The organism is Pseudomonas sp. CAN1 (assembly GCF_030462585.1).
In the GTDB taxonomy this organism is placed as follows: domain Bacteria; phylum Pseudomonadota; class Gammaproteobacteria; order Pseudomonadales; family Pseudomonadaceae; genus Pseudomonas.
The window spans coordinates 1-14,549 of the sequence record NZ_JASMRU010000001.1; the positions used below are offsets into that span (position 1 = coordinate 1).

13 protein-coding genes and 2 pseudogenes are annotated in these 14,549 nt (G+C 66.3%); 7 read left to right on the forward strand and 8 right to left on the reverse strand.

The features are described from left to right. From QO207_RS00005 to QO207_RS00025, 5 genes and pseudogenes are all read right to left on the reverse strand, one after another. A pseudogene (locus QO207_RS00005) lies at window positions 1–206 on the reverse strand (ATP-binding protein); the annotation flags it as partial. Between the two features lie 14 nt (window positions 207–220). After that, on the reverse strand, window positions 221–2,341 hold the full coding sequence (locus tag QO207_RS00010; protein ID WP_367620470.1) for a DNA-binding protein: 2,121 nt from the start codon (window positions 2,339–2,341) through the stop codon (window positions 221–223). Next, window positions 2,283–2,597 carry a hypothetical protein gene (locus QO207_RS00015; RefSeq protein WP_301478682.1) on the reverse strand — a complete coding sequence of 105 codons (315 nt, stop codon included), beginning with the start codon at window positions 2,595–2,597 and terminating at the stop codon, window positions 2,283–2,285. The genes QO207_RS00010 and QO207_RS00015 overlap by 59 nt, the downstream gene beginning before the upstream one ends. Continuing rightward, a complete protein-coding gene (locus QO207_RS00020) occupies window positions 2,597–3,031 on the reverse strand; it encodes a hypothetical protein (RefSeq protein ID WP_301478683.1) in 435 nt (144 codons plus the stop codon). The genes QO207_RS00015 and QO207_RS00020 overlap by 1 nt, the downstream gene beginning before the upstream one ends. Window positions 3,032–3,033: 2 nt before the next feature. Then, the gene (locus QO207_RS00025) at window positions 3,034–3,390 is read right to left on the reverse strand and encodes a helix-turn-helix domain-containing protein (protein ID WP_301478684.1); all 357 of its coding nucleotides are present in this window, start codon (window positions 3,388–3,390) and stop codon (window positions 3,034–3,036) included. Window positions 3,391–3,589: 199 nt separating this feature from the next. Here QO207_RS00025 and QO207_RS00030 point away from each other — a divergent pair, with 199 nt between their 5' ends. Next, window positions 3,590–4,270 (forward strand): helix-turn-helix transcriptional regulator, encoded by a 681-nt coding sequence (locus QO207_RS00030; RefSeq protein ID WP_301478685.1) that lies wholly within the window; start codon window positions 3,590–3,592, stop codon window positions 4,268–4,270. A gap of 418 nt (window positions 4,271–4,688) precedes the next feature. On the opposite strand, the gene QO207_RS00035 is transcribed toward QO207_RS00030, so the two are convergent. The 3 genes and pseudogenes from QO207_RS00035 to QO207_RS00050 all read right to left on the reverse strand — a co-directional run bounded on the left by QO207_RS00035 (window position 4,689) and on the right by QO207_RS00050 (window position 7,402). Then, the gene (locus QO207_RS00035) at window positions 4,689–5,123 is read right to left on the reverse strand and encodes an acyl-CoA thioesterase (RefSeq protein ID WP_367620471.1); all 435 of its coding nucleotides are present in this window, start codon (window positions 5,121–5,123) and stop codon (window positions 4,689–4,691) included. 10 nt (window positions 5,124–5,133) lie between these two features. Next, window positions 5,134–6,288: pseudogene (locus QO207_RS00045) on the reverse strand (iron-containing alcohol dehydrogenase); the annotation flags it as partial. 319 nt (window positions 6,289–6,607) lie between these two features. Then, window positions 6,608–7,402: a thymidylate synthase gene (locus QO207_RS00050; protein WP_045213093.1), complete on the reverse strand. Its 795-nt coding sequence runs from the start codon at window positions 7,400–7,402 to the stop codon at window positions 6,608–6,610. Between the two features lie 218 nt (window positions 7,403–7,620). Between QO207_RS00050 and QO207_RS00055 the strand changes: the two genes are divergently transcribed. The 6 genes from QO207_RS00055 to QO207_RS00080 all read left to right on the forward strand — a co-directional run bounded on the left by QO207_RS00055 (window position 7,621) and on the right by QO207_RS00080 (window position 14,410). After that, entirely contained in the window at window positions 7,621–8,127 is a 507-nt protein-coding gene (locus QO207_RS00055; RefSeq protein WP_301478687.1) for a sugar dehydrogenase complex small subunit, read from the forward strand. Window positions 8,128–8,129: 2 nt separating this feature from the next. Beyond that, a complete protein-coding gene (locus QO207_RS00060; protein ID WP_301478688.1) occupies window positions 8,130–9,719 on the forward strand; it encodes a GMC family oxidoreductase in 1,590 nt (529 codons plus the stop codon). Continuing rightward, window positions 9,716–10,996 carry a cytochrome c gene (locus QO207_RS00065; RefSeq protein WP_301478690.1) on the forward strand — a complete coding sequence of 427 codons (1,281 nt, stop codon included), beginning with the start codon at window positions 9,716–9,718 and terminating at the stop codon, window positions 10,994–10,996. Before QO207_RS00060 ends, QO207_RS00065 begins: the two co-directional genes overlap by 4 nt. Before the next feature lie 232 nt (window positions 10,997–11,228). Further along, a complete protein-coding gene (locus QO207_RS00070; protein ID WP_301478691.1) occupies window positions 11,229–13,583 on the forward strand; it encodes a tetratricopeptide repeat protein in 2,355 nt (784 codons plus the stop codon). Between the two features lie 74 nt (window positions 13,584–13,657). After that, window positions 13,658–13,975, forward strand: a complete 318-nt coding sequence (locus tag QO207_RS00075; RefSeq protein WP_301478692.1) for a DUF2388 domain-containing protein — start codon at window positions 13,658–13,660, stop codon at window positions 13,973–13,975. Between the two features lie 111 nt (window positions 13,976–14,086). Further along, complete coding sequence (locus tag QO207_RS00080; RefSeq protein ID WP_184590598.1) at window positions 14,087–14,410, forward strand: DUF2388 domain-containing protein; 324 nt, start codon at window positions 14,087–14,089, stop codon at window positions 14,408–14,410. Window positions 14,411–14,549 lie beyond the last annotated feature (139 nt).

Sequence of the window (14,549 nt, forward strand, 5' to 3'; positions counted from 1 at the left end):
TTGGCCTGCACGTAGTAGGCGCGGCGGCGGTTGGCTACCCAGGCAGCGGATACGCTCTTGCCAAAGCCGCTGGGGCCGAAGAAACACACCATGCCCGGCAGGGTTGCGGTGCGGGACAGCGCTTTCTCCAGGGCGATGTCACAGAGCGCGATGTTGGCGATTTCGGCCATGCCGGTGGGGGTGGGGATGCTTTGTTGGATGGTCATGACTAACGCTCCTTTCATGCTTGCCGCTGTTGCGCGGCGAACTCTTTGGATTTGGGGTAAACGGCGAACCACTGGGCGAACTCGGGTTCGATGGGCAGGCCAGCGCTCTGGCGCTCGGCCAGCTCGCACCAGCGGCGATAACGCAGGCCGGGGGCGGTCGGCAGGTGCAGCACCTGAGCGGACGCTTCCGGGGCTGGGGTGGCGATGGCGGCCGGCTCTTCAATCCGTTCCGCCTGCACGTCGAAGGTCGCGGCGCTGCGGACCTTCAGTTGCTCGGGTGTGATCGTGCCGAGGCCGGGGATGGTCAGCGGGGCGTCCATCTCCAGGGCGTAACCGCCCTGACGCTCGGCGCGGATTTCGTCCAGGTGAGCCAGGGCGCGCTTTTCCCGTGCGTCTGAGCGCTTCTCGCGGGCACGCTCGACGTAGGAAGCCGGCATGTAGTCGCGGCTGTTGCCGCCCAGCTCGGCGGTGCAGAGGAAACGGCCTTCGCTGTCGTACACCCACACCTTGCTGGCGTCGTGGATGTCGTAGGCGACCGCCAGCTGCTCACCGTGGAACTCTTCCAGCTCGCGGGCGAAGTAGCGGTTGCCGATGAACTCCAGTTCGCAGCGGCGGACGGTGCGCAGCACCTGGGGCCGGAACAGCGGGCGGGCCTCGTCGTCGGTAACGCGCATCGCGCTGAAGCCCTCGGCCTCATGGGCCTCCCATGCCTCGTTGGGGGTCATGTGGCGGCGGCGGCCGGTGTTCGGGTCGGTGATGCGCGGCAGGCTGCTATGCGGGCGGTCGTTGTAGGCGGCTACCTGCTCTTCGCAGAACGCGACAAAAGATTCCCAAGGCATCAGCGGCATGGCGCCGCCCTTGGTGATCGCCTTGCGGCTGAGCTTGAAGGTCGCCAGCTTGGCCTGGCGGTCCATGTCCCGGCCCATGTAGCCCGGCAGTTCCTTCGCAGCGCGAATCCACAGGCTCTGGTGGACGCGCTCAATGACGCCCTTCGCCTGAGAGTTGTAGGGCAGGCTGTGCTTCATGTCGATGCCGAGGCGGCCCATCAGGCCGACAGCCTCGTCGCGCATCATGTAGTTGACGTAGCCGGAGCCGTTGTCCACGTAGAAGATGGCGCAGATGCCGTGCCTGGTGCAGGCGTCGCGCAGCGCGTCGATTACCACCAGGGCGCTCTCGGCCAGACCGGCAGACCACCCAACGACACGGCGGGTGCGGACGTCGATGATGACGGTGATTTCCGGCCGGAACGGACGGCCATGAAGCGGGTGCTGGACCTCGGCGTCGAAGGTGTGGCCATCGCACGAATAGACGTCAGTCGGCAGCAGCTTGCTGAAGTCGCGGCGGATGAAGGGGCGCAGGGCCTTGATTTCGTGCTCACCCATGCGGCCGACTTCGCGGCTGACGTTGCCGACCTTGCGCAGGAACGCATACACCTGGTCCAGGCTGGGCATCTCGCCCTGCCAGTGCTTTTTCAGCAGGTCATGAGCGGCGCGGGCGCTACGCTTTTCCGGCCCCTGATAGACGCCCATGAAGGCCGGCGCCCAGTCCGGCACGCTCATATCCTTCTGGCGAATCTTCGGGACCAGTTCGCCCTTTTCGCCCTGCTCCAGGAAGCGCTCCAGGCTGCGGACGCTCGGCAGGCCGTCGCTGCTCGGACGGCCGCGCGGATCGCGGGCCATCTTCAGCATCGCCAGCAACTGGGGCTCCAGCTTCTCCAGGCGTGCCATGTCGATCATCAGAGTGATGGCCTTCTTCTGGCTGTAGCCAGTGCGGCCCATCATCAGGTCAACGGCATGCAGGACGCCCTGGCGGGCATCGGCCACCAGCTGCTGACGGTTGGTTTCCACCAGGGACAGCTGGACCTCGGCGCGGACGACCTTGGCGGCAACCTCGCCCAGGGCGGTATTCAGCAGCGCAGCGCGGGTTTCCGGGGGAAGGCACGAAACGTGGTACTCGGTGGCTTTGGAGCCATCGCGGCGGCGGCCGTTCCAAGCCTCACGCTCTGCCATCGCTTTGACGTTCCTGGCGGTGCCTGGAACGCCTGCAAGGCCGGCCAGCTCTTGCGCAGAGAACCATTCACTCATGGTCGTCTCCGACTGTTTCCAGCTGCTCGGCGGGCCTTGCTGCGACGGCATCGAGCGCGTCGCGCATCAGAAGGTGAAGCTTCGAACCTGCAGCGATCTGATTGAGGCTGTTTTCGTCCAGGTACTCGACGGCCTCATGCAGTGCGATCAGAGCGTTGCCCAGCTCAAGGGCGGCGGTCTGCACCCATTCCAGGGCGGCACGGCCAGTGCCGTTGAAGTCGGAAGCGGTGTCTTCCTTGGTCGAATTGAGGAACTCAGTGGCGTTCCGCAGGTTGTCCAGCAGCGCCTTCAGGTTGGCGTTTTTCATCACGAATCCCCCAGCAGTCGCTTGAGTTCGCGCGCCTGCCGGCCCGCTGCCTCGCGGGTACGCTCCAGGCGGCCCAGTTCAGCCAGCAGTGCGTCGCGGCCATAGGCCACGCGGCCGCCGCGCACGCCGACCAACCAGTCGGTCAGCAGATGGCTCGCGCAGACGTCCTCCAGGAGGGCGACGCGGTAGAGAGGCAGGTTGTGATCGGTGCGGGCCGGGCTCGACCAGGCGTCGAGCATGAACTTGCTCACGTCATCGCCAGAAAGGCGGGACATGCGGGCGGCGACTTCGTAGCGGTCCAGGTCGGACGCCTTGAGGGTTTCGCTCACCAGCTCGCTGACCTGGATGCCGAAGTTGCACTCGCCAGGGAGTACGCGAACCGGCTGCGGGACTTCAAAAATGTCTAGTGTTCGGTCGTCTTTGCGGCGGGCCATGTCTATGCTCCCGCCGTAGCTTTACGCTGCGAAAGGACAGCGTATCTGTTACCTTGAATCGAGCAGGAAGCCTCCCCGATATAGGTCTTCAGCGTTTCCGAACGATTCGGACGCTGACGCTTCGGGTTCTCTTCATCTATCCAGCGCTCCGGCCAGAGCATTAAAGGGCTCAGGTCCAGAGCGGTGGCGATGGCACGCTCTACCCGAGGGTACGGGGTCCGCTTGGCGTTTTTGACCGCCTGGTTAGACAGGTCCAGGGAGCGGGCCAGCATTGCCAGGGATTGCCCCCTGGCACGGAGCTGGTACTTGATCCACTCCCAGCGGACGTTTGGGTCGCTGGGGATTTCGGTTTTGTTCATGCCTACGTTTCCATTCTGGCCGCCATGCAGGGCGGCTTTTTTGGGGTGTCTAACGTGACCTAGGGCATAAACATAGCGAGAAAATCCTCGCACAGCAACGGATTTCCTCGCGTCCGATTGATTTTTCGCGCACTGCTGCGAGGAAAAACTATCAACTCCAGCAATATCAATGACTTACGAATAAACGGATGGCGAATCCATGGAAATGTCTGAGCATCCGATTCCTTCAGGGGGAATCGGATACTTCAAAATCCGACTTAAACAGGCGATTTCCTCGCAGAGCCTGCGAGGATTTGCAAAGGATTGCGGCCTTTCTGAGGCCACCCTGCGCAGTTATCTGTCGGGTGAGACCTTCCCAACCCTTGATCGGCTTGAACAGATAGCGAAGGCAGCAGGGGCTTCTCCCCTCTGGCTGGCATTTGGCGGCGAAGGCCCAGCAGAGAGCCGCTCTGCAGAGGATGATGAGTACGCTTACATCCCGCTCTATGACGCCCGTGTCAGCGCTGGGCACGGCTCCTGGACAGAGGGCGCGCGCGTCCTGGCACAGCTGGCGTTCACGCGCTATAGCCTGCGGAAGAAGGGGCTAGACCCCGCGAACCTTTCGGCCATCAGGGTTTCGGGAGATTCGAACGAGCCCGACCTGCGCGACGGGGACACCGTCGTCCTCGATCACAGCCGGACGGAGGTGGATCAGGAGGGCTACTACGTGATCCTCCTGGGTGACCACCTGTTCGCCAAGCGCCTGCAGCTCCAGATCGGCGGCGGCATGGCTGTAATCAGCGCGAACCCGGCCTATCAGACGATGATGGTTGCCAAAGAGCACCTGTCCGATCTGGTGATCATCGGCCGCGTGGTGTGGGGTAGTCGCTGGATGGCCTAGTGCTCATTCCTGCGTCAATAAACGATCAAGACTGCTCAATCCCTGTCTACTTTTGATCGCTTTTAGTCAAACTCATGTCTAACGCTTATCCGGCTGAATCCCTTGCCGCACAAGGGGTTTAGCTGGTCTGCCCTTCTTTTGGCCCACGTCAAAACAGTCACCTCCCCACAGCCCCTGAAACTGCGCTTCAACGAGGGTATTTTTCGCCTAAGCGAAAAACCGGATGTCCGGGGCAAGACCTTTGCCTACTTTGGGGCGTTTGCCAAAGCAGGTCGCCCGAGGGGGCGAAACAAAAAGCCCACGCGCACGCTGAAGCGGCGCAGAACACCCAACGTGGAAGCATCGCGGACAGAGTCCGCTCCTACGTAAACGGAAACGCCTGCGCTGAGCAGTTCGCGAGCAAGCTCGCTCCTACAGGTCAGCCCCGCACCAACACTTCCATCGCCTCGCGCAACCCCGCCGGAATCGCCACCGGCCGATTGCTCTGCCGATCCACGAACACGTGCACAAACTTCCCCGCCGCACAGGCCAGCTCTTCACCCTCGCGGAAGATCGCCAACTCGTACTGCACCGAGCTGTTGCCCAGCTTGCCGACCCGCAGGCCGACCTCGATGCGTTCGGGGAAGGCCACCGGCGCGAAGTAGTCGCAGCTGGAACTGACCACGAAACCCACCACGTCGCCGTCGTGGATATCCAGGCCACCGCGCTCGATCAGGTAGGTGTTCACCGCGGTGTCGAAGAATCCGTAGTAGGTCACGTTGTTCACGTGGCCGTAGATGTCGTTGTCGTGCCAGCGGGTGGTGATCGGCTGGAAATGCGCGTAATCGGCGCGGCTGGGGTGCTGTTCGCTCATCGGTTTCTCWGAAGGCAGCTCGGTAGATGGCCAGCGCGTCGCTCTCGCTGACCTCGCGGGGATTATTCACCAGCAGGCGCTGCTGCAACATCGCGTCGGCGGCCAGGCGCGGCAGGCTGTCCTGGGGCACGCCGGCATCGCGCAGGCGCGACGGCAGGCCGCTGCGTGGGCTGAGGTCGGCCAGCTCGGCGATGAACTGCTCGGTGCGGTCGGCGTCGCTGCGCAGGCGCTCGCCCAGCAGCAGCGGCGCCAGCTCGGCATACAGCGCGCCGGCGTTGGGCGCATTGAAGCGGATCACCTCGGGCAGCACCAGCGCATTGCTCAGGCCATGGGGAATGTGGAAGTGCCCGCCCAGCGGGTAGGCCAGCGCGTGCACGGCGGCCACCGGGGCGTTGGCGAAGGCCTGCCCGGCCAGGCAGGCACCCAGCAACATGGCCTGGCGCGCCTCGCGGTTGCAGCCGTTGTGCACTGCTTCGTCGAGGTTCAGCGCCAGCAGACGCAAGGCCTCGCGGGCCAGCAGGTCGGACAGGGGATTCTTCTTCAGCTTGCTGGTGTACGCCTCGATGGCGTGGACCATGGCGTCGATGCCGGTAGCGGCGGTGACCGCCGGCGGCAGGCCGAGGGTAAGGTCGGCGTCGAGCACAGCCAGGTCCGGCAGCAGGTGCGGGCTGACCACGCCCATCTTGGTGGTCTCGCCGGTGGTGACGATGGCGATGGGCGTCACTTCCGAACCAGTGCCGGCGGTGGTCGGCACCTGGATCAGCGGCAGGCGCGGGCCGCGGGCATTGCCGACGCCGAAGACGTCCTTCAGCCCCTGGGTTGCCAGCGGGTGGGCCAGCAGCGCGACCAGCTTGGCGACGTCCATCGAACTGCCACCGCCGAAGCCGATCACCAGTTGCGCCGCCATTCGGCGCGCCTGGTCAGAGGCTTCCAGCACGATGCTTTCCGGCGGGTCGGCGAGCACCTGATCGAAGACTTCCACCGCCACGCCGGCCGCCGCGAAGCCCGGCAGCACGCCGTCGAGCATGTTCAGGCGGGTGATACCGGGGTCGGTGACGATGAGTACGCGCTGGGCGCCGCGCTCGCGGCAGAGTTCGCCCAGGCGGGCGGCGGAGCCACTTTCGCAGAGGATCTGCGCGGTGGTGGCGAAGCTGAAAGGCTGCATGACGGTCCCCGGTCTTGTCGTTGTAGTTCGGAGTAGCGCGGAAAATCCGTTGGCCGCTGCACAGCGGCCAGCCGGGGGAGCATAGCAACGTGATGCAGTCCTATGAAACCTTGTACCGCCAGGCGAAACAGTTATTCACCAAGTGAATGGACAGGCACGGTGTCGCACTCCACGTAGGAGCGGATTCATCCGCGATCGATTTCCGGCCACTCCGGGCAAGCCGGTTGCACATCGCGGACGGAGTCCGCTCCTACGAAATCAACCGCGCAGAAATGAAAAAGGCCGGCATTGCGCCGGCCTTTTCTTCAACGAGGGCAGGTCAGACTGCGACCGGCGCCTTGATGTGCGGGTGGGCTTCGTAGCCGACCAGTTCGAAGTCCTCGAAACGGAAGTCGAACAGGTCCTTCACCTCGGGGTTGATCTTCATGGTGGGCAGCGGCAGCGGCTGGCGGGTCAGCTGCAGGTCGGTTTGCTCCAGGTGGTTGGCGTACAGGTGGCAGTCGCCGCCGGTCCAGATGAACTCGCCCGGTTGCAGCCCGGCGACCTGCGCGACCATCAGGGTCAACAGCGCGTAGCTGGCGATGTTGAAGGGCACGCCGAGGAAGATGTCGGCCGAACGCTGGTACAGCTGGCAGCTGAGCTTGCCGTCGGCCACATAGAACTGGAACAGCGCATGGCACGGCGGCAGGGCCATCTCGTCGATCAGCGCGGGGTTCCACGCGGAGACGATCAGGCGACGCGAGTCCGGGTTGTTCTTCAGCATCTGCATGAGGTTGGCGATCTGGTCGATGTGGCGGCCGTCCGGCGCCGGCCAGGAGCGCCACTGATAGCCGTATACCGGGCCCAGGTCGCCATTCTCATCAGCCCACTCGTCCCAGATCGAGACGCCGTTTTCCTTGAGGTAGGCGATGTTGGTCGAACCTTTGAGGAACCACAGCAGCTCATGGACGATCGATTTGAGGTGGCACTTCTTGGTGGTCACCAGCGGGAAGCCCTCGGCAAGGTCGAAGCGCATCTGGTGGCCGAACACGCTGTAGGTGCCGGTGCCGGTGCGGTCGCTCTTGAAGGTGCCGTGTTCGCGCACGTGGCGCATGAGGTCGAGGTACTGTTTCATCGCTGCGGTTTCACCCAAAAGCCGGTCGTTGAGGCTCTGCGGCGCGGCTCCGGGTGGGGCCGCCAGCAGAGCGAATCGCCCGGCAGAATCTGAACAAGCGGCAATACTAAGGGTCCCGGCCAGCTATCGCCAGCCTGGCCGACCAGCGAAATGCTCCACCGAATGAAGCGGCGACAGACCGCGCTCCACCACCGTCCGCCCGTTGAAGAGAGGTCGCTATGTCCGAGGCACCGCTGCCCGCCTTTCCCCTTTCGCGCCGCCGCCTGCTGGCAGTGGCCTGCGCCAGCGCCGCGCTCGGCGGAGTGCTGCTCAGCCCCGCCGCACGTACCTGGGCCGCGCTGACGCCCCAGGCCGAAGCGGAGCTGGAAGGCTTCATGACCCTCTCGCAGCGCCTGACCGGGCGCAGCAACCTCGACCCGCGCATCGGCCAGCGGCTGTTCCAGGCCTTGACGCAGCGCGACACCGCGCTCAAGCAGGGCCTGGCCGAGCTGCTCGAGCGCCTGGGCGACGACCCCGTGAGCTGGAGCGAGCGCCAGCAGTGGCTGGCGCGGCAGATTCTCGGCGGCTGGTACCTGGGGCAGATCGGCGATGACCGCAGCGCCACGGTGGTTACCTACGAACAGGCGCTGATGTTCCGCGCGGTGGACGACGTGCTTGTGATCCGCAGCTACTGCCCGAACAAACCGGGCTTCTGGGCCGACCAGCCCGTCGAGCGGGGGGCCTGAGCATGGCGCAGACACAACGCGCGGATTTCGTGGTGGTCGGCTCCGGGGTCGCCGGCGCACTGGTCGCCCATCAGTTGGCCCTGGCCGGCAAGGACGTACTGATCCTCGAAGCCGGCCCGCGCATGGGCCGCTGGGAGATCGTCGAGCGCTTCCGCAACCAGGCGGACAAATCCGACAACCAGGCGCCCTATCCCTCTACCCCGCTCGCCCCGCACCCACAGTTCAAGCCGGACAACCACTACCTGATCCAGAAGGGCGAGCATCCCTACGACGTGCAGTACATCCGCGCGGTGGGCGGCACCACCTGGCACTGGGCGGCGTCCGCCTGGCGCTTCCTGCCCAACGATTTCAAGCTGCGCAGCCTGTATGGCGTGGGCCGAGACTGGCCCATCGAGTATGCCGAGTTGGAGCCCTGGTACCAGCGCGCCGAGGAGGAACTCGGCGTCTGGGGCCCGGGAGACGAAGAGCTCGACTCGCCGCGCAGCCAGCCCTACCCGATGCCGCCGCTGCCGCTGTCGTGGAACGAGCAGCGCATCAAGACCCTGCTCAACGCCAACGGCTACCGCGTGGTCACCGAACCGGTGGCGCGCAACAGCCGCCCCTACGACGGCCGCCCGACCTGCTGCGGCAACAACAACTGCATGCCGATCTGCCCCATCGGCGCCATGTACAACGGCATCGTCCACGTCGAGAAGGCCGAGGCCGCCGGCGCGCGGCTGATCGAGAACGCCGTGGTGTTCAAGCTGGAGAAAGGCGACGCCGGGCAGATAGTCGCGGCGCTGTACAAGGACCCGCAGGGCAACGAGATACGCGTCGAGGGCGACACCTTCATCCTCGCCGCCAACGGCATCGAGACGCCCAAGCTGATGCTCATGTCCGAGGTCGGCAACAGCTCGGACATGGTCGGCCGCAACCTCATGGACCACCCCGGCACCGCCGTGCAGTTCTACGCCGACGAGAAGCTCTGGCCAGGGCGCGGGCCGCAGGAGATGACCTCCATGGTGGGCTTCCGCGACGGCGCGTTCCGCAGCGAGTACGCGTCGAAGAAGATCCACCTGTCCAACCTCTCGCGCACCGACCAGGTGGCCGCCGAACTGATCCGCCACGGGCCGCTGCTGCTCGGCCACGACCTGGAGGCGAAGATCCGCGACCGCGCCGCGCGTTTCGTCCGCTTCGACAGCTTCCACGAAATTCTCCCGCACCCGGAGAACCGCATCGTGCCCAGCAGCACCGAGCGCGATACGGCGGGCATCCCCAAGCCCGAATTCACCTATGCGATGGACGACTACGTGCGCAAGAGCGCGGTGCACACCCGCGAGGTCTACGCCCACGCGGCCAAGCTGCTGGGCGGCGAGGAAGTGACGTTCGACGACAGCTTCGCCAACAACAACCACATCACCGGCACCGTGCTGATGGGCGCCGACCCGAAGGACTCGGTGGTGGACGCCCAGTGCCGCAGCCACGATCACCCCAACCTGTTCATCGCCAGCAGCGGCGTGATGCCCACCGTCGGCTCGGTGAACTGCACCCTGACCATCGCCGCCCTGGCCCTGCGCCTGGCCGAGCACCTGAAGCGGGAGGCCAAGGCATGAAACGTCTCCTGCTGCTCGCCCTGCTGGCCGCTCCACTGGCCTGCCATGCCGCCAAGGCCCTCGACCCGGCACCGCCGGAGTTGCTGCAGCGCGGCGAATACCTGGCCCGCGCCGGCGACTGCGCGGCCTGCCACACCGCGCCGGGCGGCAAGCCCTTCGCCGGCGGCCTGCCGCTGGCCACGCCGCTGGGCGCGGTGTACTCCACCAACATCACCCCCGACCCGAAGACCGGCATCGGCAGCTACAGCTATGACGACTTCGCCCGTGTGCTGCGCGAAGGCGTGGCCAAGGGCGGCACCCGGCTCTACCCGGCGATGCCCTACACCGCCTACGCGAAGATCAACGACGAGGACATGAAGGCGCTTTACGCCTGGTTCCTCGAAGGCGGCGTGCAGGCCGTGGCGCAGCCCAACCAGGACTCCGAGATCACCTGGCCGCTGGACATGCGCTGGCCGCTGGCGATCTGGAACCTGCTGTTCCACGACGACAAGGTCTACCAGGACAACCCGAAACAGAGCCCGGCCTGGAACCGCGGCGCCTACCTGGTACAGGGCCTGGCCCACTGCGGCACCTGCCACACTCCACGCGGCATGGCCTTCCAGGAAAAGGCCATGGACGAGCGCAGCACCGGCTTCCTCTCCGGCGCGGCACTGGGCGGCTGGTACGCCTTCAACATCACCCCCGACACCCACAGCGGCATCGGCGGCTGGAGCGACGCGGAGATTGCCCAGTACCTCAAGACCGGCCGCGTACCGGGCAAGGCACAGGCCGCCGGGCCCATGGCCGAGGCGGTGGAACACAGCTTCCAGTACATGAGCGACGCTGACCTGCAAGCCATCGCCAGTTACCTGCGCAGCGTGCCGGCAGTCAGCGATGGCGAGCGCAAGGCGCGCTTCGCCTGGGGCGAGCCGGCGGACGACGTGGTCAGCCTGCGCGGCGAGGACTTCGCCGCGCAGAAGCACGACGACGGCGCCCGCCTCTACCTCGGCAACTGCGCCAGCTGCCACTCCTGGAGCGGCGAAGGCGTGAAGGACGGCTACTACCCGATGCTGCTGAAGAACAGCGCAGTGGGCGCCCTGCAGCCGGACAACCTGGTGCAGGTGGTACTCGGCGGCGTGCACCGCAAGGTGGGCAACGACGACGTGTTCATGCCCGGCTTCGCTGGCACGCTGAACGACGAGCAGATCGCCACCCTGGTGAACTACCTCACCGCGCAGTTCGGCAATCCCGACGTGAAGGTCGACAGCGCGCGGGTCGCCGAGATTCGCCAGCCGTAAGACCGGTCGAAGCATTGCACCGTAGGGCGCATAACCTGGAACAGGTTATCCGCCGACTGCACAACGGCAACGGCGGATAACGCTGGCGCGTTATGCGCCCTACGAAACCGCTCCGCGAATCCACGCAACCGGCGCCACGACTGCAAAGCGCTTCGCGTTGACAGGCCGGCGCCCCTCGCCGAAGCTGCGCCGGCTTGCCAGAGAACACTTGTCAGCGAACAACGGAAGTCCCATGCCACCACCCCAGCCGCCTGCCCGCCCGACGCCGCGCCTTCGCCACGGCGTACTGGCAGCCTGCGCCGGGATTCTGCTGGTGCTCACCCTCGGCCTCTGGTGGTGGGTGGAACGGGACGGCACCGCGCTGCCGACACTGCCCTCGGCTAAACCCTCGGTGACGACCGCCGCCAAGCCCCCAAGCGAACCCACACTGGTCGACGAACAGCAATGCCAGTCCTGCCACCAGGGCCAGAGCAAGGCCTGGCAGAATTCGCATCACGCCCAGGCGATGAAGCCAGCCACCGCAGGCAATGTGCAGGGCGACTTCGAGGGCGTCACCTTCAAGGGCAGCACCGAGACCACCCGCTTCTTCCGCAAGGACGGCGACTACTGGGTCAACACGCCGGGCGCCGACGGCAAGCCGGCCGACTTCAAGGTCGCCTACACCTTCGGCTTCGAACCGCTGCAGCAATACCTCCTTGAATACCCTGGTGGCCGTTTGCAGGCCCTCGGCGTGGCCTGGGATAGCCGCAAGCAGCAGTGGTTCCAGCTCATGCCCGGGCAGAACATCGACTACCGCGACGAACTGCACTGGACCCGCCCGGCGCAGAACGCCAACTTCATGTGCGTCGAGTGCCACACCACCGGCTTCAAGCGCAATTTCGACGCCAAGACCGACACCTTCGCCAGCCACTGGAACAGCCTCGGCGTCGGTTGCCAGGCCTGCCATGGTCCGGCGTCCAAGCACCTGGAGTGGGCACAGAAGCCCGACGGCAGCGCCGGCAAGGGCTTCGACGTGCCGCTGCACAATGCCAGCCAGGCCACCGTCATCGAGACCTGCGCCCGCTGCCACGCCCGCCGCGCGCCGATCGCCGACGGTTTCCAGAACAACCACCGGTTCATGGACGACTACCTGCCCAGCACGCTGACCCGCGAGCTCTACGAGATCGACGGCAAGATCAAGGACGAGGTCTTCGAATGGGGCTCCTTCACCCAGAGCAAGATGTTCGCCAAGGGCGTGCAGTGCACCGACTGCCACAACCCGCACAGCGGAGAGCTGAAGGCGCCGGGCAACGGCGTCTGCCTGCAATGCCACAACAAGGCCGGCCAGCCGGTGCGCGCAGGGATCGACGGCAAGGGCCTGCTGGCCAAGGACTACGACTCGCCCGAACACCATCACCACCAGCCGGGCAGCGCCGGTGCGCAGTGCACCTCCTGCCACATGCCCGGGCGCTACTACATGGTCAAGGACTACCGCCACGACCACGGCTTCACCCTGCCCAACCCGGTCCACGCACGGCGCATCGGCGCGCCGGACGCCTGCCAGGCCTGCCACCGCGAGATGCCGGGCAAGCAGCTGAGCAACCAGTTCCGCGAGTGGTTCGCCAAGGAGCTGCCGGCCAAGGCCAATGCCTCCAGCAACCCGCCGCCGCGCTACGACGAGACGCTGTGGAAAGCCCGCAACGGCAAGCCCGGCGCCTCCCGTGCGCTGCACCTGCTGCTGGCCGCCACCGACCTGCCAGCGATCCGTCGCGCCACCCTGCTCGCCGAGCTGCCCAGCTACCCCAGCCCGCGCTCGCTGGAGCTGGTCGCCCTGGGCCTCCGGGATGCCGACCCGCTGGTGCGCCACAGCGCCATCGAAGCGCTCCCCGCGCTGGCGGCTCCCGAGCAGCAGCTACCTCTGCTGGCGCCGCTGCTGGCCGACTCGATCCGTGCCGTGCGCATCGCTGCCGCCTGGCAGCTGGCACAGCTGCCAGCGCCCTTGCTGGTCGGCATCGACAGCCAGTTGCAGAAAGGCCTGGCGGAGTACGAGCAGGTCCAGCTCGACCTGGCCGAGCGCCCGGAAGCCAACCTCAATCTTGCGCTGCTCTACGAACAAACCGGCCGCTCGGAACGCGTCGAGCCGGCCTTGCGCACCGCTCTGCAGCGCAACCCCGACTTCCTCCCGGCGCGCGTCACCCTCTACCAGTGGCTGGAAGCCAACGGCCGCCAGGGCGATGCGCGTCAGGTGCTCGACGACGGCCTGCGCCTGCACCCCGAATCCGGCCTGCTGCACCACGTCAACGGCCTCGCCCTGGTGCGCGCGGGCCAGCGCCCGCAGGCGCTCAAGGAACTGCGCGAAGCGGTACGGCTGGCTCCGGACGACGATCAGTTCCGCTACGTGCTGGCGATCGCCCTGCACGACAGCGGCGACATCGACGGCGCCTGCCACGAGCTGGAACAGCTGCTGCAGCGCCACCCGTCCAACCGCGTGGCGCGCCTGGCGCTGCTCGATTACCTGCGGCAGACCGGGCAGTTCCAGAAGGTCCAGCAGCTCACCGCGGAGCTGGAGCAGCAGAACCCGGACGATCCGGCGCTGAAACGTGAGTGAAATTTCCGACAGCAGGCGGGAACCGCCGCCTGTCCAGGGGTTCTGAAGGGCGCGCAATCACTCAAGGAACCATCATGCGTCGTCGTTTCGCCCCCGTTGTCGTAGCCCTCACCCTGCTTCCCCTCGCCTCGGCCATGGCCGAAGACCGCAGCTTCTGGCGCGGCGTCCTGACCTCCGGCGCCACCACCGCGTCGAGCTACATGACCAGCCGTGACGACCACAAGCTGGTCGGTCCGGCCCAGGACGATGCGGCCAGCTTCATCGCCACCGACGGCGCCATCCGCGGCCCGTACCTGGAAGCCGCGCTGCACGACATGCGCAACGCCGACCCGGCCCTGGCGCAGGCCAGCGACGCCGAACTGGCCTCGGCGATCCTCGCCGGTCAGCGCTGATCGACCGCGGTGTGCGCGACGACCGTTCGCGCACACCGCCCGTGGAAAGTTGGAACTCCAGCGAGCCGCCGCGCCTCTCACCAGTACACGGACCCTCCGGAGGTGTACCCGATGCGTACCGCGAAACTGGCCACCGCCTTTGCCCTGATCGCCCTGCCCGTCGCCTCGGCCATGGCCGACGGCTTCTGGCGCGACATCATCTCGTCCGGCGCCACCACCGCGTCGACCTACCTGACGTTCAAACACGACAAGCTGATCGTCGCCGCCCAGGACGACGCCAGCGCCTTCGTCGCCAGCGATGGCGCGATCCGCGGTCCGTACCTGGAAGCCGCCCTCACCCGCCTGCGCAGCGACGACGCAGCGCTGCAGGACCGCAGCGACATGGAGCTGGCCAACGCCATCCTCGTCCGCCGCGATGACGCATCCGCCCAGTGACACCCAGCGCCGCGGCCCGTGGCGCTCGCCGCGGGCCCGCGAGCCGGCCCGACTGCGGCGCGCCCTGAAGGCGATCGCGGACGAAGTCCGCTCCTACGCAGCCGTCGACGCCGGCATCTCCTTGTAGGGCGGATAACGC

Bases quoted from the DNA above. Each gene is read 5' to 3' on its own strand.
- QO207_RS00010 (WP_367620470.1), bottom strand. From the start codon at position 2,341: ATGCCGTCGCAGCAAGGCCCGCCGAGCAGCTGGAAACAGTCGGAGACG.
- QO207_RS00015 (WP_301478682.1), bottom strand. From the start codon at position 2,597: ATGAAAAACGCCAACCTGAAGGCGCTGCTGGACAACCTGCGGAACGCC.
- QO207_RS00020 (WP_301478683.1), bottom strand. From the start codon at position 3,031: ATGGCCCGCCGCAAAGACGACCGAACACTAGACATTTTTGAAGTCCCG.
- QO207_RS00025 (WP_301478684.1), bottom strand. From the start codon at position 3,390: ATGAACAAAACCGAAATCCCCAGCGACCCAAACGTCCGCTGGGAGTGG.
- QO207_RS00030 (WP_301478685.1), top strand. From the start codon at position 3,590: ATGGAAATGTCTGAGCATCCGATTCCTTCAGGGGGAATCGGATACTTC.
- QO207_RS00035 (WP_367620471.1), bottom strand. From the start codon at position 5,123: ATGAGCGAACAGCACCCCAGCCGCGCCGATTACGCGCATTTCCAGCCG.
- QO207_RS00050 (WP_045213093.1), bottom strand. From the start codon at position 7,402: ATGAAACAGTACCTCGACCTCATGCGCCACGTGCGCGAACACGGCACC.
- QO207_RS00055 (WP_301478687.1), top strand. From the start codon at position 7,621: ATGTCCGAGGCACCGCTGCCCGCCTTTCCCCTTTCGCGCCGCCGCCTG.
- QO207_RS00060 (WP_301478688.1), top strand. From the start codon at position 8,130: ATGGCGCAGACACAACGCGCGGATTTCGTGGTGGTCGGCTCCGGGGTC.
- QO207_RS00065 (WP_301478690.1), top strand. From the start codon at position 9,716: ATGAAACGTCTCCTGCTGCTCGCCCTGCTGGCCGCTCCACTGGCCTGC.
- QO207_RS00070 (WP_301478691.1), top strand. From the start codon at position 11,229: ATGCCACCACCCCAGCCGCCTGCCCGCCCGACGCCGCGCCTTCGCCAC.
- QO207_RS00075 (WP_301478692.1), top strand. From the start codon at position 13,658: ATGCGTCGTCGTTTCGCCCCCGTTGTCGTAGCCCTCACCCTGCTTCCC.
- QO207_RS00080 (WP_184590598.1), top strand. From the start codon at position 14,087: ATGCGTACCGCGAAACTGGCCACCGCCTTTGCCCTGATCGCCCTGCCC.